General features: G+C 63.9%; 16 protein-coding genes and 1 pseudogene. 9 read left to right on the forward strand and 8 right to left on the reverse strand.

Going from position 1 to position 17,241, the window contains the following annotated elements; translation table 11 throughout:
• Nucleotides 1–14: 14 nt before the first annotated feature.
• From ACM43_RS20080 to pncA, 6 genes are all read right to left on the reverse strand, one after another.
• Nucleotides 15–830: a sugar phosphate isomerase/epimerase family protein gene (locus tag ACM43_RS20080; protein ID WP_271542259.1), complete on the reverse strand. Its 816-nt coding sequence runs from the start codon at nt 828–830 to the stop codon at nt 15–17.
• Nucleotides 831–1,269: 439 nt separating this feature from the next.
• On the reverse strand, nt 1,270–2,571 hold the full coding sequence (locus ACM43_RS20085) for a DUF1236 domain-containing protein (RefSeq protein WP_271542261.1): 1,302 nt from the start codon (nt 2,569–2,571) through the stop codon (nt 1,270–1,272).
• Nucleotides 2,572–2,675: 104 nt separating this feature from the next.
• Complete coding sequence (locus ACM43_RS20090; protein ID WP_036012369.1) at nt 2,676–3,059, reverse strand: GrlR family regulatory protein; 384 nt, start codon at nt 3,057–3,059, stop codon at nt 2,676–2,678.
• A 30-nt stretch (nt 3,060–3,089) separates the two neighbouring features.
• On the reverse strand, nt 3,090–5,123 hold the full coding sequence (locus ACM43_RS20095) for an NAD(+) synthase (RefSeq protein WP_271542264.1): 2,034 nt from the start codon (nt 5,121–5,123) through the stop codon (nt 3,090–3,092).
• A gap of 142 nt (nt 5,124–5,265) precedes the next feature.
• Complete coding sequence (locus ACM43_RS20100) at nt 5,266–6,381, reverse strand: alpha/beta fold hydrolase (protein ID WP_271542266.1); 1,116 nt, start codon at nt 6,379–6,381, stop codon at nt 5,266–5,268.
• 16 nt (nt 6,382–6,397) lie between these two features.
• Nucleotides 6,398–7,024, reverse strand: coding sequence for a bifunctional nicotinamidase/pyrazinamidase (gene pncA, locus ACM43_RS20105; protein ID WP_036028076.1), 627 nt, complete (start codon nt 7,022–7,024; stop codon nt 6,398–6,400).
• 266 nt (nt 7,025–7,290) lie between these two features.
• Between pncA and glk the strand changes: the two genes are divergently transcribed.
• Together glk and ACM43_RS20115 are read left to right on the forward strand one after the other, a co-directional pair.
• Nucleotides 7,291–8,262 (forward strand): glucokinase, encoded by a 972-nt coding sequence (gene glk / locus ACM43_RS20110; RefSeq protein ID WP_271542269.1) that lies wholly within the window; start codon nt 7,291–7,293, stop codon nt 8,260–8,262.
• Nucleotides 8,263–8,400: 138 nt separating this feature from the next.
• Nucleotides 8,401–8,613, forward strand: a complete 213-nt coding sequence (locus ACM43_RS20115; protein WP_036012396.1) for a hypothetical protein — start codon at nt 8,401–8,403, stop codon at nt 8,611–8,613.
• A gap of 33 nt (nt 8,614–8,646) precedes the next feature.
• Here ACM43_RS20115 and ACM43_RS20120 read toward each other — a convergent pair whose 3' ends face one another.
• Together ACM43_RS20120 and ACM43_RS20125 are read right to left on the reverse strand one after the other, a co-directional pair.
• Nucleotides 8,647–9,024 (reverse strand): response regulator, encoded by a 378-nt coding sequence (locus tag ACM43_RS20120; protein ID WP_036012398.1) that lies wholly within the window; start codon nt 9,022–9,024, stop codon nt 8,647–8,649.
• Nucleotides 9,025–9,136: 112 nt separating this feature from the next.
• Nucleotides 9,137–9,940, reverse strand: a complete 804-nt coding sequence (locus tag ACM43_RS20125; protein WP_271542272.1) for a Spy/CpxP family protein refolding chaperone — start codon at nt 9,938–9,940, stop codon at nt 9,137–9,139.
• A gap of 491 nt (nt 9,941–10,431) precedes the next feature.
• On the opposite strand from ACM43_RS20125, the gene ACM43_RS20130 reads away from it, so the two are divergent.
• The 7 genes and pseudogenes from ACM43_RS20130 to ACM43_RS20160 form a co-directional block, all read left to right on the forward strand.
• Entirely contained in the window at nt 10,432–11,772 is a 1,341-nt protein-coding gene (locus tag ACM43_RS20130) for an ABC transporter substrate-binding protein (protein WP_271542274.1), read from the forward strand.
• Between the two features lie 143 nt (nt 11,773–11,915).
• The gene (locus ACM43_RS20135) at nt 11,916–12,854 is read left to right on the forward strand and encodes a carbohydrate ABC transporter permease (protein WP_271542276.1); all 939 of its coding nucleotides are present in this window, start codon (nt 11,916–11,918) and stop codon (nt 12,852–12,854) included.
• Nucleotides 12,854–13,765, forward strand: a complete 912-nt coding sequence (locus tag ACM43_RS20140) for a carbohydrate ABC transporter permease (RefSeq protein WP_271542278.1) — start codon at nt 12,854–12,856, stop codon at nt 13,763–13,765. Before ACM43_RS20135 ends, ACM43_RS20140 begins: the two co-directional genes overlap by 1 nt.
• A 20-nt stretch (nt 13,766–13,785) precedes the next feature.
• Nucleotides 13,786–14,886 (forward strand): ABC transporter ATP-binding protein, encoded by a 1,101-nt coding sequence (locus ACM43_RS20145; protein WP_271542279.1) that lies wholly within the window; start codon nt 13,786–13,788, stop codon nt 14,884–14,886.
• Between the two features lie 31 nt (nt 14,887–14,917).
• The gene (locus tag ACM43_RS20150) at nt 14,918–15,907 is read left to right on the forward strand and encodes a hydroxyacid dehydrogenase (RefSeq protein WP_271542281.1); all 990 of its coding nucleotides are present in this window, start codon (nt 14,918–14,920) and stop codon (nt 15,905–15,907) included.
• Nucleotides 15,908–16,076: 169 nt separating this feature from the next.
• Nucleotides 16,077–16,586: a hypothetical protein gene (locus ACM43_RS20155; protein ID WP_198400025.1), complete on the forward strand. Its 510-nt coding sequence runs from the start codon at nt 16,077–16,079 to the stop codon at nt 16,584–16,586.
• A 381-nt stretch (nt 16,587–16,967) separates the two neighbouring features.
• Nucleotides 16,968–17,241 (forward strand): annotated as a pseudogene (locus ACM43_RS20160) (DUF2147 domain-containing protein); the annotation flags it as partial.

The raw sequence follows: 17,241 nt of genomic DNA on the forward strand, positions 1-17,241 counted from the left end.
CTTTGTGATTGCGGTTATTCGGCGAGACCGAGCGCGGCGAGATGCGCAGCGCCCTTGCGGACATCGTCGTGGTTGCGGAGTTCGAGGATCAGCCGCGGATTCGACGTCAGCCGTCCCAGCGCGCGGAATACGGCGACCCAGGGAATATTGCCCTCGCCCGGCGCCCAGTGCCGGTCGGCAAAGCCGTCGGTGTCCTGCAGGTGCACATGCGTCAGCATGTCGCCGGCGGTCTCGACGTAATAGTCGACCGGCGGCGCGCCGGTGGAGATGTGCGCGTAATTGGCGTGCCCGGTGTCGAGCGAGACGCGGACCTTGCTGCTTTCCAGCGCCTTGGCGAGGCGCACGCGGTCGCGTGGATCCTTGTCCTCGATGTTCTCGATGACGATCTCGCAGCCGATCGTCTCGGCACGCGCAATCACCTCGGCCAGCGTCGCCTTGACGCGCTCGACGATATTGGCGCGGTTGTCGGGATAGAGATCGAGATTGTTGTGGTCCCAGGTCGTGAACGGCGAGTGGATCACCATCTGCGTCGCGCCGAGGAACTCGGCTGCCTCGAGGCCCTGCAGCAGGCGCTTAGTTACGGCCTGGCGGATCATCGGATCGTGGCTGTCGACCTTGAAGCCCCAGAACGGACCATGGATGCCGAGCCGGCCGGTGTGACCGGTGAGCATCTGCTTGATCTCGCCTGCCGTTGCGCGCCAGTCGCTATCGAGCAGATCGGCGCGGAAGAAGTCCTGGATTTCCAGATCGCGCTGCTTTTCGAGAAGCCAGTCACGATGCGCGGGGATCGATTTGATGGACAATGCGGCGCCCAGCACCGGCTTCGACATGGCATGCTCCTTCGTCGTCAGCGATGACGGGAGCAGCGCTAGACCAGTTCAATGACAGGCCGGTGAAATGCGCCTTTCGCAGCGTGGACGAGATGTGGACATCCCGCCCGCGCGTGCTGCGATCGCTGGCACCGATGCAGAACGGGCACATGGCAAGCGCTATCGTGTCCGTAGTGATCCGGAATGGAATCCTAGCGGTCCTTCGCGTACATCGCGGGACATCGATCGGCGGCCACTTCCACGGGCATCACCCTCTGATCGCGCTACATGGGGTTGGGGGACCACATGGGGCGGGGGATTGAAGGCTGGGGCAAGGTGACGAGGTCCGGACTCCTAGGCACTCCGGACCTCGAAACTTTTTAGATTGAACGCAGCAACGCGCCGTCCGGTGGGCATCCGGGCGGCGCGTTGTCGTTTCAGAGCCTCTTTGTTTCGGCGCTTAGCGCGTCTGCGTCTGCGGCTCCAGCGTCACCGTGCAATCGCCCTGCCCTTGCGTCGCGACCACGATGTTGCCCGCGGGAGCGCCGAGAGCGATCGGCGCGGACGAGCCGCCGCCAGGCATCTGGACGACCACGCTGAGGGAATCGGTGCGCGCAGTCGAGCCCACGGTGGTCGGCTCCGCCTGGGCGACGTTGCCGGAGGCATCACGTCGCATGATCTGGCAGTTCACCATGTTGTTTCCGCCGGCCGCCGCCATGCTTGACGACGAGGAGGTGCTGCCACCCATTTGGGCCCGGGCCCGCGACGGATCGCGGGGTACTTGGCTGACGATGCGATGCGAGCGCGGCTCCACGATAATGACCTCGTCTTCCGTCGTGAAATATTCGTAGCCCCGATATGCAGGCTCGATCGAGACGATCTCGGGCGGAAGCCGATGCAGACGCACGCGCGAGGGAATCGTTTCGCCAACCCGGATTGAGATATTCAAATTGCGCTCCGGCTGCGCCAGGCGTGCGCGGCTCACAGTTTCGGAGATCCGCACCTGCCTCTCGGTCGTCACCTGGGCCTGCTGGTTGACGTGCGTGTTGGTCTGCGTGGTCTGATTGGCCTGGTTGGTCTGCGTGCCCGTGGAGCCGGGCGCGGTCTGTGCGTTGTTGGTCGGAGCCGCGCGGCTGGTGTCCGTCGCAGTGGCCGGCTGGTTGCTCTGTTGCGCCGGCGGCTGCTGCTCGGCGGCACTGCGCGGCGGCTGGGCTTGGTTGCGCTCGTTCTGGTTGGCTGTAGCTCCCGTGCGCTCGTTCTGCTGGCCAGCCGGGCCAGTCGTCGGGCCAGTCTTGGATCTCTCGGATTCGGCGGTTGATTTCTGCGGCGCAGCCTTGTCCTGCGCAGCCTTGTCCTGCTTGGTTTCCGCACCGCTCTTGCCCGCATCGCGTCCGGGCTTGGTGCTCTCGGCCTCCCGGTTGCGATCGCGCGAAGGCTCGCGCGATTCTTGTGCCTGGTCCCTGCCCTTCGGTTGATTGCGCTCCGAGGCCGCCGCCGGCTGGCGCTTGTCGTCACTTGCCTCGCTCTTGGCAGCGCCGCCTCGATCCTCGCGGCCTGCGCCCTGAAGCCGCTCCTGGGCGCCTTGCGCGCGCTCTTGAACGCGTTCTTGAGCCGCACCACCGCGCTGCGGAGAAGCGCCCTTGGCCGGCTCCTCGGTCCGTTTCGGCTCGTCCCTGCGCTCACCGGGCGCCTGGGCATAGGCAAGGCCGGATGCGAGCATGAGCCCGACGGCCGCAGTCGATAACATCAAACGTTGACGCATGGTCCCTCTCCTCGACAATTCGCAACAATAAACGCGAACGTTCTGTTCGTACGAAGGTTCCTGAACAGGAACGCAGTCGTGGAGGTGAGCCAATCAAGTCGCCATTACATCGCATCCTTCAGCGTCAGTCGCGCCGTGAACGTCACGCTGGTCTTGCCGACCAGCGCCATGCCTTCGACTTCCGCACCGCCTGGGAAATAGTCGCCGGAAAAGCCGCAGGTGACCTCCCTGCCGCCGAATGCGAGCGTCCTGCCGACCGCCTCGGTGTGCTGATTGACGATCATGTCGCCCCGCCACTTGCCGTTCCGGAAGGTGTAGCTGCCGGTGTAGTAGAAGTAGCTGTCGCCGCCCATGATGCGGCCGTCGCTGAGCACGACCACGCCCCTGGCCTGCCCACGCTTGCCGTCCCGCATCTCGATGTCGAAGATGTAGAGGCCGTTGACGACCCTGGCCTCCTCACCCGCTTCCGCTTCATCGCCAGCTGACATCCGATCATCCCCACCGATCCGCTGCCCCGATCAGTTCGGCACGTTCCGCTCGAGATCCTCGAGCCATGCCGCTGCACTCGAATCCGAGGGCGCGCGCCAATCGCCACGCGGCGACAATGAACCGCCGGCCGAGACCTTCGGCCCGTTCGGCATGGCCGAGCGCTTGAACTGGCTGAAGGCGAAGAAGCGGCGCAGGAACACGTCGAGCCAGCGGCGGATCTCCGGCAGGTCATAGGCCCGGCGCCGGTCGCTCGGGAAGGCCGGTGGCCATTCGCCCTTGGCAACGTCCTTCCATGCCTGAAGCGCCATGAAGGCGATCTTGGACGGCCGCATGCCGAAGCGCAGCGTATAGAACAGGTTGAAGTCCTGCAGCTCGTAAGGTCCGACGGACGCTTCCGTGCTCTGCGGCTTCTGGCCGGCCTCGACCGGCACGAGCTCAGGCGAGATCTCGGCCACAAGGATCGAGCCGAGCGTCCGGTTGACGTCGTCGCTGAACTGCTTGGAGGAGATCACCCAGCGGATCAGATGCTGGATCAGCGTCTTCGGCACGCCGGCGTTGACGTTGTAGTGCGCCATCTGGTCGCCGACACCATAGGTGCACCAGCCGAGCGCGAGCTCGGAGAGATCGCCGGTTCCGATCACGATGCCGCCGTGATGGTTGGCGAGCCGAAACAGATAATCCGTGCGCAGGCCGGCCTGCACGTTCTCGAAGGTGACGTCGTAGACCTTCTCGCCCTTGCCGAAGGGATGGCCGATATCCTTCAGCATCTGCGTGGCCGTGGTGCGGATGTCGAGCTCCTGCCAGCTCGTCTGCAACGCCTTCATCAGCGCGAGCGCGTTGGTCTTGCTCTCGCTGCCGGTGGCAAAGCCCGGCATGGTGTAGGCCAGGATGTTCTCGCGCGGCAGGCCGAGCAGGTCGACCGCCTTGGCGGCGACGATCAGGGCGTGGGTGGAATCGAGGCCGCCCGACACGCCGATCACCACGCGCTTGGTGCCGGTGGCGCGCATGCGCTGCACCAGCCCCGCGACCTGGATGTTGTAGGCCTCGTAGCAGTCCTGCTCGAGCAGGCTCTCGTCGCTCGGCACGAATGGAAAGCGCTCGACCTTGCGCAGGAAGCCGATATCGGCGGCCGGCGGCTTCAGGGCAAATGTCACCTTGCGGAAAAACGCCTCGCGCTGCCGCCGGTTGTCTTCGAACGTTCCCATCAGCGCGCGCTCCTGCCTAAGCAGGTCGAGGTCGACGTCAGCCAGCGTGATCTGACCGCCCTGGCGGAACCGCTCGCCCTCGGCCAGCAGCACCCCGTTCTCGTAGATCGAGGTCTGGCCATCCCAGGCAAGATCGGTGGTGGATTCCCCGGCCCCGGCCGCGGAATAGACGTAAGCCGCGAGGCAGCGCGCCGAGGTCGATTGGCACAGCAACGCGCGCGAGCGCGCCCGGCCGATCGTGATCGGACTGCCCGAGAGGTTGATCAGCACGCTCGCGCCCGCAAGCGCGAGCTCCGAGGCCGGCGTCACCGGGATCCACATGTCCTCGCAGATCTCGACGCCGATGGTGAGGCCCGGAACGTCCTCGGCCGCGAACAGGAGGTCCACCCCGAACGGCGCGTGCAGGCCGCCAAAGGCGATGGTCTCGCCGGCCATGCCGGCGCCGGAGGCGAAATGCCGTCCCTCGTAGAACTCGCGATAGGTCGGCAAGTAAGATTTCGGCACGACGCCGAGGACGTTGCCGCGATGAATGACGACGGCGCAGTTGTAGATGCGATTGCCAAAGCGCAGCGGCGCCCCGACGATCAGGACCGTCATTAGCCTCGCGGAAGCTTCAACGACGCTTGCGAGCCCGCGCTCGACCGCATCGAGCAGCGGATCCTGCTTCACCAGGTCCTCGATCGCATAACCGGACAGGCACAGCTCGGGAAACACCGCGACCGCGACCGATTGCTCATGGCAGGCATTGGCCGCCGCCAGCACGGCCTTCACGTTGGCGCTGGGATCGGCGACGTGGGAGGTGGTCACGCAGGCTGCCACGCGCGCAAATCCGTGGGCGTAAATCGAGTGGAAAGTCATCGAGCGCCGTACCCTCAAATCTCTCGCCGGCGGCCAAAGCCGTCAGCTCCGGTCATATTTAGCCCATCGGTCTGGCCCCGTGCAGGCCATCCGCCATCATGCATAACGGATTTGCGCCCCATCCGGTCCAGTGCCGGCGAGCTCAGGCGCTGCGGGCCAGCACGCCGGGCAGATCGCCGCGCAGCCACCCGGCGATCCGGGGCCAAGCATGCGCATGGGTGCGCGCGCCCATGAACAGGCCGAGATGGTTGCTGGGCTCGGATGCCGCTGCAACGAAGGCAGGTGGCGTACCGACGAGCCCCGCGGTGGCCAGCGCTTGCGTCGCCGGCACGACATCGTCGTCGAGGCCGGCGAGCAGGAAGATCGGCGCCTTGACGTCCTTCAGATCGATCGGGCGGCCGAGCGCGACGAAACGGCCCTCGGCGATGCGGTTCTCCCGGAAGATCGCGTTGACGATCTCGAGATAATAAGTGCCCGGCAGGTTGAGCGTCTCGGCGTTCCAGCGGTCGAACCGCGCCAGCAGCTCGGCGCCCTGCTCGTCCGAGAGATCCCGCTGCAATGCCGTCCTGATATCGTCGTTGTCAGGCGTTTTGGACCAGAGGCGCAGCATCTCCTCGCCACTGACATTGCCGCCACCGCGCGCGACCAGCTGGTCATAGACCAGCTCGGGCGCGTTGCGGGCAAGCCGGGACAGCGAGGACTCGATTGACAGGTCCACGGGAGCACCGACCAGAACCAGCCGCCGCACCTTGGCTGGAAAGCGCGCGGCATAGAGCAGCGACAGCCATCCGCCCTGGCACAGCCCGACGAGATCGACCGGCGCGCCGATCTCGTCGATGGCGACGTTGAGATCGCCGAGATAGCTGTCGATCGAGAGATAGCGCATGTCCGGCGTCGCCGACCGCCAGTCGGTGAGATAGACCCGGTCGATGCCGCCATTCTGCAGCGACTGCACCACGCTGTGTCCCGGGGCGAAATCGGCGATCAGGGCCCGGTGCAGCGCATAGGGCGCGCAGACCAGCGCCGGCTGGCCCGACCGGGTCTGCGAGCAATCGCGCAAGCCCATCGTTGCGAGCTCCAGCGCAATGCGGCTCGGCGTCGTCCATGGCAGGCTGCTGTCACCCTGTTGCTCGGGTACCCGCTCCAGCCACCAGAAGCAGGCGTCCATGGCGAGCTGCGCTGCGGCAAACGGCCAGAGCCGCGGATCATCAGGAGCCTGCGCTGGCCCACGTGGCGGTTTGGCGGTCTTGTCCACCATGGCTACCTCGACATCCTCACAGAAACGCCTCGAGGCTCACGACGGCAATGCCGAGGTCCCGAAAACTCCGATGGGTCGCCGCGACCGAGCCGTCCAGATCGATGCCGCGACAGGCATCCTCGATGACGGCCACCTCCAACCCTGCCTTGCGCGCATCTTCCGCCGAGAAGCGGACGCAGAAGTCCAGCGCCAGACCTGCGACAAAGACGGTCTTCAGCTCGCGTTCGCGCAAATAACCAAGCAATCCAGTCGGTGTCCGATGGTCGTTCTCGAACAATGCCGAGTAGGAATCGATGCCGCGGCGAAAGCCCTTGCGCACCACGAGGCTCGCTCGTGTCACGTGGAGATCGCGATGAAATTCCGCGCCGGCCGTGCCTTGCACGCAATGCGTCGGCCACAGCACCTGCCGGCCATAGTCGAGCTCGATGGTCTCGAACGGCTGCTTGCCGGCATGGTTTGGCGCGAACGAGACGTGGTCGCTCGGATGCCAGTCCTGGGTCAGCACCAGATTGGCGAATTTTTGGGCGATCCTGTTGATGGCGGGCACCACCTTCTCGCCCCCTGGTACCGCCAGCGCCCCGCCGGTGCAGAAGTCGTTCTGCACGTCGATCACCAGCAACACGTCGCGGTCGGAAATCTTCATCGCCGTCCCATTTCGATCTGCCGGGCGCGACGGCGCCGGGCGACCACCTCAGTGTCGGCCTTCCCGCGCGGCTTCGCAACCACTGGCACGCGCGGCAGCTGCGCGAATTGGTCACCGTGGCCGCCACGATGCAACGGTTTGACCTCGTCCGTGTTGACTAGGCGCACCCAAGGGCAGATTCTCGCACCGCCCGCGCCAGGCGGATCGGGTCGAAGCAGCGGAGGACAGGGCTGCCAGGGCCTGAAGGTCGTGGCGGCGATGAGGCCATGAATATCGGCAAGACCGGAAAAATTCTTCTCGCCGATATCGGCGGCACCAATGCGCGCTTCGCGCTGAGCCCGAGCGGTCAGACCGGACCGATCGACTATGTCAAGGTCGCCGACTTCCCGACCGTGCGCGAAGCCATCGCGGACGTTTTGGCGCGCCGGTCCAACGGCGAGCAGCCCCATCGCGCGGTGCTGGCTGTGGCCGGTCCCGTCACCAACAATCGCTGCGTCATGACCAATAGTCCCTGGGTCATCGACGGCAACGAGCTGCAGTCCGCGCTCGGCTTCGACAGCGTCCATGTGCTGAACGATTTCGAGGTCGTGGCCTGGTCCCTGCCTGCCTTGGAGCCTTCGGACCTGGTCCCACTCGGCGGCGGCGACGGCCTGGCCGGCGAGCCGTTGCTGGTCGTGGGGCCTGGAACCGGATTTGGTGTGTCCTGCCTGGTCGACCGGCATGGTTCGCGCCTGGCCGTCGTTACTGAGGCTGGACATGCGACCCTGCCGGCGGAAAACGAGCGCGAGGAGCGCGTGATCGCCTGCTTGCGCCGGCGCCTCGGCCATGTCTCGATCGAGCGCGGCGCCCTCTCGGGCTCCGGGCTGCAAAATCTGTATGAAGCGTTGGCTGAGATCGACGGCGTCCAGGTGCCGCATCGCGATGCCGCAGGGATCACCAAGGCCGCGCTGGAGAACAGCTGTCCCGTCAGCCGCGCGACGCTCGATATGTTTTGCGCCATCCTCGGCTCGGTCGCCGGCAATCTCGCGGTGACCTTCGGCGCCCGCGGCGGCGTCTATGTCGCCGGTGGAATCGTGCCGCGCTTCCGCGAGTTCCTCGCGGCCTCTGCGTTCCGGGCACGCTTCGAAGCCAAGGGACGGTTCCAGGATTACCTGCGCAACATCCCGACCAGGCTCGTGATCAAGCCAGATGCGAGCTTCCTCGGCCTGACGACGTTTGCCGAGCACAATTCCGGCTGAGTAGCGGTTTCAGGCGGCGAGTTCCCGTCATGCACAGCTGATTGCGGCGCACCTGCGGTTCCACGCAGGTTCTGCTTGCCTGCGTGTTCCCGATGAGAAACAATCTAGCCGTGTGTGGCGTAGTTGCGGGGGCGTGACATGCGTAAGCAGGATTCGGGTTTCGACTATCACCGCTATCATCGCCTGTTGCGCGAAGCGGACAGCGAAGACAAGCGGCTGGCGCTCATCGAGCTCCTGATCGAGGAAAAGGCCCGCGACCAGCTGGCGGCCCAGCGCGCTTCGGACCGCGCGGCCATGACGGCGCATACCATTGCCAGGGTGCTGAGGAACGGCCGCAGCCCTGGCGGTTGAGTTCTTCCCGCCAGGCGGCAAAAGCGCGATCGGTCAGCTCGGGATGGTGGCTGACGGCTCGGGAAACATCGAATCGATCATCGCCTTGAGCTGATCCATCGCGATCGGCTTGCGCAGGATCGGCCTGCGCCGGAGCAAGGACGGCAGCAGCTCAGGACCGTAGCCTGTGGCGAAGAGAAACGGTTTTCCGCGACGTTCGATCAAATCGGCGACGGGGTCGACATAGACGCCCATCAGATTGATGTCGAGGATGGCCAGATCGTACTGCGCGGTCATGGCAAAGGCGCTGGCGTCGCGCACATTGTCTGCCTCCGCAACGACGTGGTGGCCGAGTTCCTCCACCATGTCGGCGATCATCATCCGGATCAACGCCTCGTCTTCGACCAGGAAAACGGAGAGTCCGTCCGCCATATCAACCCCGCAATCAGCCGTGCGAAGCTAAGCATAACCGAATTGCGCTGTAGATACACGAATTCGTGGCGGGCGCCGTTAATTCACACGCGCCCGAACCGATTCAACTTGATCAATCCAGTCCGCGCTCGTGGCTGAGGCGCACCATTGCCTGGATGAACACCTGCTTCTGCTTGTCGTCGAGGCTGGAAAAGAGCGGCTCGGCGGCATCGGCGACGTTGCGCTGATCGCCGGCGCGATCGATCAGGAACTGGGCCTCGTTGCGCATCTGCTCGATGATGTCGTCGGGCGGATCGCGCTTGGCGCGCGCAATCCGCAGGTTGAGCCGCTCTGCGCCATTATGCCCGAGGTAGTGCATCGCGCTCGAGAATCCGTACCAGTGCTTCTCCTGATCCGGCGTGAGATTCAGCTCGCTCTTGATCCGCTCGATGTAGGAATCGCTGTTGGCGACGATCTGCTCGGCAGTCAGCTGCGGCGCACCGGGCTGGGTCAGAACCGTGACTTCCTTGTTGTCTTTACCCTTGTTGTCCTGCGGCGCGTTCTTCGCCTCCTTGGTCGCCTTGGCGCTCTTGCCCTTGGCGCTCTTGGCATCCTTGTCCTTGGCCCCGCCCTGCTGCTTGGAATCTTTCGTCGCCTCCTTGCCGGCCTCCTTTGGCGGCGGCGCCTGATTGCCGGTGTTGGTGTTGCCGACACCGAGCACGCCGGTGAAAACGCCAACCACGCCACCGATGGCGCCACCGAGCACACCACCGACCGGACCTGCCGCCTTGTTGCCGGCCGCGGCGCCTTCCTGAACGCCCTTGACCAGACCTTGAGCATTCGCCACCGCGGCGGCCCCGAGCAACAGCGCGAGCACAGACGCCAGCGCAAGACATCGCCGCAGATGAAGCCGCGCGGGTGCCGCCGGTTTGATCATTCTCGTCTCCATCATCGATCGGACCTGTCAGCGGGGATCAGCCGCCAGGCGCAACTCTATCGTTTCCACCGCTCCGAGGTCCAGACGCGGCCGATTGCTGTCCACGCTCGAAAAGTCTTTCACGCGAAGCGCTTATCCAGGCTTATGCGAAACTGCGGCGTAAATGCGCACGCAGCGTTCAGACCGTTTGGCGCGCGAAGTGTGCGTCGCAAAAAAATACCGTGTCCCGCACCTGAGGCGCTTCGACTCGACACGCGTTGTGGCGTTTCCAGGCACACCATTAGTTTTAGACGCAGAGTCCTTCGGCTTTCTCGACAGACGCGATCAATCATGATCTGATCGCGCTACCAATTTGCTGCGACAGGCGTGAATTGCAAACGCAGGCCGACGGCACCAACAAGAAAATCGACCAACAACAACTCAAGAAACAAGAGTTCAAGAAAGAAGTCTCAGAGGAAACTCCAACAACAACACCCAAGCGAGGAAACGAGATGTCACGCAAGAAACTGACGCGACGTCAATTTGTGGCTGCCACTGCAATGTCCTCCGCGGCGCTGATCTCGGCGCCCTATGTCCGGGGCGCTTACGCCGCCGGCAAGCTCTCGATCGGCTTCTGGGACCATTGGGTGCCAGGCGCCAACAAGGCCTCGACCGAGCTCGTCAACGAATGGGCGGCGAAGGAAAAGGTCGAAGTCACGATCGACTACATCCCCAGCCAGGGCAACAAGAACCTGCTCACCATTGCTGCCGAAGCGCAGGCAAAGTCGGGCCATGATATTTTTGCCATGCCGACGTGGTGGGCCCACGCCAATGCCGACCAATTGGAGAACGTCAGCGACATCATGGGGCCGATCATCGCCGAGAATGGCGACGTGAACGGCACGGCCAAGTATCTGGGCACGGCCGGGAGCAAATGGCTTGGAGTTCCGGCCTCCGTCGGCAGCCAGATCAAGGGTCCCTGCTCCCGCATCGACCTGATGAAGAAGCATGCTGGCATCGACGTGCAGGCGATGTATCCGGTCGGTTCTGAACCAAAAGCTGATAACTGGACGCTGGAAACATTCCTGAAGGCTGCCGAAGCCTGTCACAAGGCTGGCGTCCCGTTCGGCATCGGCCTCGGCGAGACCACCGACAACGTCGATACAGCGGGCGCGATCTTCCTGTCGTTCGGCGCCCAGCTCGTTGACGCCAAGGGCAATCTCACCGTCAAGACCGATGCGGTTCGTCAGGCACTCGAATTCTACAAGAAGCTGATCAGCTTCCTGCCGCCCGACGCCGCAGCCTGGGATGACGCGTCCAACAATAAATGGCTGGTCTCCGGAAGGGGGGCGATGATCATGAACCCGCCGAGCGCCTGGGCCGTCGCCAGGCGCGACGCGCCGCAGGTTGCGGAGCAATGCTGGACTCACGGGTTCCCGGCTGGACCCAAGGGACGTTTTGCCCCCTACCTGCCGTACTTCTGGAGCATCTGGAATTTCTCGAAGAACAAGGACGCGGCGAAGAGCCTCCTGGTCCAACTCTCGAAGCCCGCGTCGATCGAAAAGATGGTGGTCGCAAGCGGCGGTTACGATCTACCGGCCTACGAGAAGCTGACGACGTTGAAGGTGTGGCAGGAGGAAGGGCCGCCGAAGGGTACGCTCTATCACTATCCCAACCCCTACAAGCATCAGACGCTGTCGATTGCAGCCTCTCCCGCGCCGCCGAAGATCGCACAGCAAATCTACGCGCAGGCCACGCTGACCAAGATGTGTTTGCGTTATCATCAAGGTGAAGCGATGGAGAAGACTCTCGCCTGGGCCGAAGGCGAGTGTGAAGGCTTCATGCGGAGCTGAGACGGACAGGGTGTCGCCGCAAGCGGCCGCAGGTCGTCTTGCGGCGAAGCCCCTTCCCGCCGCGGCACGAAGCGAGAACGGCTAGGCTCTCGCACGTGCCGACATCGAATTCTCTGAACTGAACCGCGCGAGGAATATGCATCATGGCGGATGTGGCATTGCGGCCGGACGGGATTGGCGCCACGCAACCGGCGCGAAAACGCTCCGGTTTGCAAAAGGCGCTCAAGCGCAGATCGACCGCGGCGTTCCTGATGACGCTACCGCTGATCATCCTCATCGCACTTCTGGTGATTTATCCCGCGTTCTATTCGCTTCACCTGGCGACCCTCAACAAGTCGATGCAGAAATTCGTCGGCCTCGGCAACTTCGAGTTCCTGTTCAGGCGCGACACATTCTGGTTGGTGGTCAAGCAATCCTGCATCTTTGCCATCACCGCCGTGGTCTTCAAGGCGCTGATCGGGTTCATCGTCGCACACTTCGTCCACAACATTCCGGCCAAGGGCCAGCGCAAATGGCGCGGCATGCTGCTGGTCCCATGGGTGATCCCGCCCGCCATGAGCACACTTGCATGGCTCTGGCTGTTCGATCCCTCCTACAGTGCGTTCAACTATACGCTGTCGTTCTTCGGGATAGGCCCGATCCCGTGGACCGGCGACGCAGCTTGGGCGCGCTTCTCCGTCATTCTGGTCAATGTCTGGTACGGCGCGCCGTTCTTCATGATCATGTATCTGGCGGCCCTCAAATCGGTGCCCGACCAGCTCTATGAAGCCGCAGCAATCGATGGCGCCAATTGGTGGCAGCGGATCTGGTACGTGACGCTGCCGATGATGCGCAACATCATCGCGATCACGACGCTGTTTTCGCTGATCGTCACCTTCGCCAATTTCGACATCGTGCGAATCCTGACCGCCGGCGGCCCGCTCGACCACACCCACATCTTCGCCACCTGGGCGTTCAGGATCGGCATCGAGGGAAGCGACATTCCGCTCGGTGCCAGCGTCTCCCTATTCATGGTGCCAATCCTGGCGATCGCAGCGATCTTCATCCTGCGGGACGTCAACAAGCGCGGGAATGAAGCCTGATGAGCTCAGTCACGATCGACAAGGCCGCGCCGACACGCTCGGTCAAATATGGTAGCATGAGCCGCGACCGCAAATGGGCGCTGAGATGGTCGTATTTCTTTCTGACGCTGTTTGCCATCTTCTCGCTGCTGCCGCCCATCTACATGCTGATCACCTCGCTCAAGAGCAGCGCCGAAATCTCGGCGGCGACCAATCCGTGGTGGGTCTTTCATCCGACTCTCGAGAACTATATCGGCCTGCTGACGTCGAACCAATTCCTGCGGTTCTTCTGGAATTCGGCGCTGGTCTCGATTTTCGTGGTCACCATCACGATGCTGATCAGCGTGCCCGCGGCGTTCGCCCTTGCCCGGATGCGGTTCTGGGGTTCGGCGACGCTAGCGACCGGCGTGTTCCTGACCTACCTCATTCCGGACAGCCTGTTGTTCATTCCGCTGTTCAAGGTGTTCGCCCTGTTCGGCGACTGGACCGGCATCCAGCTCATCAACCGCTGGTATGTGCTGCTCTTCATCTATCCGACGCTGACGGTCCCGTTCTGCACCTGGATCATGATCGGCTATTTCGCCTCGATCCCCAAGGAGCTTGACGAAGCCGCCATCATCGATGGAGCGTCCTGGTTCCAGACTCTGACCCGGATCTTCATTCCGGTCGCGCTGCCCGGGCTGATTGCCGCGACCATCTTCGCCTTCACCGTATCGTGGGCGCAATTCCTCTATCCGCTCGTGTTCACGACCTCAACGGACCAGCTTGTTCTGCCCGTCGGCATCATCACCACGCTGATCAAGGGCGACGTCTTCAACTGGGGACAGATCATGACCGGCGCGCTGCTCGGCGCCGCACCGCCGCTGATCATCTACGCCTTCCTGATGGACTACTACATTGCCGGCCTGACTGCCGGTGCGACAAAGGGTTGAAAGCGAAGGGTTGAACTGAAATGGCCGACGTTTCCTTGCGGAAAGTAGTCAAACGTTACGACGATGTCGAAGCCGTGCGGGGCATCGACCTCGACATCGCCGACCATGAGTTCATCGTGCTAGTCGGCCCCTCCGGCTGCGGCAAGTCGACCACGCTGCGCATGATCGCCGGTCTTGAGGACATCAGCGACGGCGACATCATGATCGGCGGCGACATCGTCAACGACGTGCCGCCGAAGGACCGCGACATCGCGATGGTGTTCCAGAACTACGCGCTCTACCCGCACATGACGGTGGCGGAGAACATGTCGTTCGGGCTGCGCCTGAAGCACTATCCCAAGGCCGAAATCAAGGCGCGGGTAACGGAAGCCGCCCGCCTCCTCGACATCACCGACCTGATCGACCGCAAGCCGAAGCAGCTCTCCGGCGGCCAGCGCCAGCGCGTCGCCATGGGCCGCGCCATCGTGCGCAATCCCAAGGTCTTCCTGTTCGACGAGCCGCTGTCCAATCTCGACGCCAAGCTCCGCGTGCAGATGCGGATCGAGATCAAGAAGGTGCACCAGAAGGTGCGCACCACGACGGTCTACGTCACCCACGACCAGGTCGAGGCGATGACGCTGGCGGACCGCGTGGTGGTGATGAACAAGGGTCGCATCGAGCAGATCGGCACGCCGAACGAGCTCTACCACAAGCCGGCGACGCGCTTCGTTGCGGGCTTCATCGGCTCGCCCGCAATGAACTTCATCCCCTGCCGGCTCGAGGACGTCGGCGGCTCGCTTCAAATCCGCCTCACCGACCGCATCGCCTTCGCGCTGCCGCCGGCCCGCGCCGCGCGCTACAACGCGCTGCCGCGCACCGAGAAGCTGCTGCTCGGCATCCGTCCCGAGCATCTCACCGAGTCGCATGCGCATCTGGCGCCCGGCGTCGAGACCTTCGATACCGTGCTCGACGTCACCGAGCCGATGGGCATGGAGACGCTGGTCTATTTCGGGCTCGAGGGCACGCCGGTCTGCGGCCGGGTCGATCCCAATGCCGGCGCCAAGGACGGGGCACCCATGCGCCTGGCGATGGACCTCAACAACATGCACCTGCTAAATGAGGAGACCGGCGTCGTGTTGTGACGCCGCCTCAAAAAGCGCAGGCAGGGGAGCGATGGCGACCAACAAGAAGAAGATTTTCGTTACGCAAACTTTGTCGCAAGGGGCTCGCGCCCTCCTCACCCAGCGGGACGATATCGAGCTCGTCGAGTTTCCGAACCTGATCTCGGCGAAGGATTTCGAGGCCTTGTTGAAGAGCCATGCGCCGGTCCATGGCGTGGCGCTGGGCGCCACCGCTTTCGGCGAGACCGAGCTCGAGGCCGCGCGTGACATGAAGGTGGTAACCCGCATCGGTGTCGGCTACGACGCCGTCGACGTGCCCGCCCTCTCCCGCCGCAAGGTGCCGCTGATGGTCGCCGGCAGCGCCAACTCGCCCTCGGTTGCGGAAGCGGCGCTGTTCATGATGCTGACGCTGGCCAAGCGCGCGCAGGAGCTGCATTCCTGCGTCAAGGAGGGCACCTGGGCCGACCGGCTCGGCATGCTGCCGTTCGATCTCTACGGCAAGACCGTGCTGATCGTCGGCTTCGGCCGCATCGGCAGCCGCACAGCGAAGCGCTGCCTGGCGTTCGAGATGAAGGTGCAGGTCTACGATCCCTACAAGGATGCCGCCGACATCAAGGCGGCCGGATGCGAGCCGGTCACCGACCTCGACGCCGCGCTGCCTCACGCCGACTTCGTCACCATCCACTGCCCGAAGACGCCGGAGACCGTCGGCCTGTTCGATGCCGACAGGATCGGCCGCATGAAGGATAGATCCTACCTCATCAACACCGCGCGCGGCGGCATCGTGAAGGAAGCAGCGCTCTATGACGCACTGACGTCCGGAAAGCTCGCCGGCGGCGGCATCGACGTGTTCGAGGTGGAGCCGCCGCCGGTCAGCAACGCGCTGTTCGCGCTGCCCAACGTCATCATGGCCCCGCATGTCGCCGGCGTCACGGTCGAGGCGGTGAGCCGCATGAGCGAGCAGACCGCGCGCAATATTTTGAGCGTGCTGGACGGCGATCCCATCAGGCAAAACGTCATCAACCAGGACGTGCTGGGCTGAGATCACGAAGGTCGGCGGCTCACCCCGCCCGCCTTCGGAAGGCCAGAAAGCGTCCCATTTTGGTGCAGATCGGGCCCCAACTCAGCCTTAATCAAACGCGCGTAATGGAGGCGGAAGCGCGGCGGCAGTGGGACAGACTGGCCGGCGTGCCGAGCTGGAGGATGGACCCTTGACCGAGATCGACCCGACCGACCAGACACTGGCCACCATCGCCAGCATCCTGGAGAACCCCGAGCCCGTCCTCGTCATTCGGAAGACCGAGACCGAGATCGTGGTTGCAGGCGAGCGCGAGCACATCGCGTCTGACGAGCCGCCGATCGTGGACGAGCATCCGGCGATCGACGAGCATCAATTGCTCGAAGAGCATCCCGTGGTCGAAGAGCAGCCGCTGGCGCCGGAGCACACCGATGCCGACGGCTACAGCAAGGTCGGTCCGGGACCCATGGTCGCGATCCGTCTGAAATGGACGGTCCACCGCGGCGATGACGGCCAGTACTATGTCCACGAGACCATCGGCGAGCAGTCCGCGCCCGTGGTCAGTGGTCCCATGACGAGCGAAGCCGCGGTGCGTTTCGTCGACACCCAGCAGGATGAGGCGAACAGGCGCTTCGAGCTGCTGCGCAGCGAGATCGCCGGCCGCAGCTCGCTCGCCGATTACGAGCGCAAGGGCGAAGCGTAGGCTCTCGCATTTGAACATCTAGTAGTCGTCGTCATGCCCGGGCTTGTCCCGGGCATCCACGTTTTTTGTGCTGCGAGCACAGGCGTGGATGGCCGGGACAAGCCAGGACAAGCCCGGCCATGACGCTGTGGAGACAAGCGTGCCCCACGGCCCACGCCTCATCTGCGATTACCCGTCGTTGGACAGAGTCGAGCCTGCCGGCCTGCGCTGGGCCGTGTCCTCCTGTCGCTTTCCCTCGCCAAACTTTGGACCGGCTCCGGGCCTATTGAACCCGGAACCGCCGGAAGACGACTCACAGCAACGACAGTGATCTAGATCACTTTTTGCAAGCGAGCCGGCGCGTAAGCGTCGGTACGGGGACCACCTGTTCAGGAGACGGAAATGAGGAAGCTGTTGGCCACGGCCGCATTCCTTTTGGCGAGCACTGCCGCGCAGGCGCAGTACACGTTTGAATATGGCGGGCGCACCATCCGCATCGATCCGGACCGCGGCACGGTGCAGATCCCCGGCGTCTACGACAACACAGGCCAGAATAAGCCCAAGAAGGCCAAGAAGAACGAGACGGCGCCGCAGCAGGCCACGGTCGATCCGCAAGCGCCAGCTGCTCCGGCCCCAACCCCCGCTCCTGCTGCGCCGCCCGCAGCCGTGCAGGCGC

It is taken from the genome of Bradyrhizobium sp. CCBAU 45321 (genome assembly GCF_028128975.1).
Classification (GTDB): Bacteria; Pseudomonadota; Alphaproteobacteria; order Rhizobiales; family Xanthobacteraceae; genus Bradyrhizobium; species Bradyrhizobium yuanmingense.

What these genes read in the sequence shown, in the direction of transcription:
- ACM43_RS20080 (WP_271542259.1), bottom strand. Translation starts at nt 830, where the DNA reads ATGTCGAAGCCGGTGCTGGGCGCCGCATTGTCCATCAAATCGATCCCC.
- ACM43_RS20085 (WP_271542261.1), bottom strand. Translation starts at nt 2,571, where the DNA reads ATGCGTCAACGTTTGATGTTATCGACTGCGGCCGTCGGGCTCATGCTC.
- ACM43_RS20090 (WP_036012369.1), bottom strand. Translation starts at nt 3,059, where the DNA reads ATGTCAGCTGGCGATGAAGCGGAAGCGGGTGAGGAGGCCAGGGTCGTC.
- ACM43_RS20095 (WP_271542264.1), bottom strand. Translation starts at nt 5,123, where the DNA reads ATGACTTTCCACTCGATTTACGCCCACGGATTTGCGCGCGTGGCAGCC.
- ACM43_RS20100 (WP_271542266.1), bottom strand. Translation starts at nt 6,381, where the DNA reads ATGGTGGACAAGACCGCCAAACCGCCACGTGGGCCAGCGCAGGCTCCT.
- pncA (WP_036028076.1), bottom strand. Translation starts at nt 7,024, where the DNA reads ATGAAGATTTCCGACCGCGACGTGTTGCTGGTGATCGACGTGCAGAAC.
- glk (WP_271542269.1), top strand. Translation starts at nt 7,291, where the DNA reads ATGAATATCGGCAAGACCGGAAAAATTCTTCTCGCCGATATCGGCGGC.
- ACM43_RS20115 (WP_036012396.1), top strand. Translation starts at nt 8,401, where the DNA reads ATGCGTAAGCAGGATTCGGGTTTCGACTATCACCGCTATCATCGCCTG.
- ACM43_RS20120 (WP_036012398.1), bottom strand. Translation starts at nt 9,024, where the DNA reads ATGGCGGACGGACTCTCCGTTTTCCTGGTCGAAGACGAGGCGTTGATC.
- ACM43_RS20125 (WP_271542272.1), bottom strand. Translation starts at nt 9,940, where the DNA reads ATGATCAAACCGGCGGCACCCGCGCGGCTTCATCTGCGGCGATGTCTT.
- ACM43_RS20130 (WP_271542274.1), top strand. Translation starts at nt 10,432, where the DNA reads ATGTCACGCAAGAAACTGACGCGACGTCAATTTGTGGCTGCCACTGCA.
- ACM43_RS20135 (WP_271542276.1), top strand. Translation starts at nt 11,916, where the DNA reads ATGGCGGATGTGGCATTGCGGCCGGACGGGATTGGCGCCACGCAACCG.
- ACM43_RS20140 (WP_271542278.1), top strand. Translation starts at nt 12,854, where the DNA reads ATGAGCTCAGTCACGATCGACAAGGCCGCGCCGACACGCTCGGTCAAA.
- ACM43_RS20145 (WP_271542279.1), top strand. Translation starts at nt 13,786, where the DNA reads ATGGCCGACGTTTCCTTGCGGAAAGTAGTCAAACGTTACGACGATGTC.
- ACM43_RS20150 (WP_271542281.1), top strand. Translation starts at nt 14,918, where the DNA reads ATGGCGACCAACAAGAAGAAGATTTTCGTTACGCAAACTTTGTCGCAA.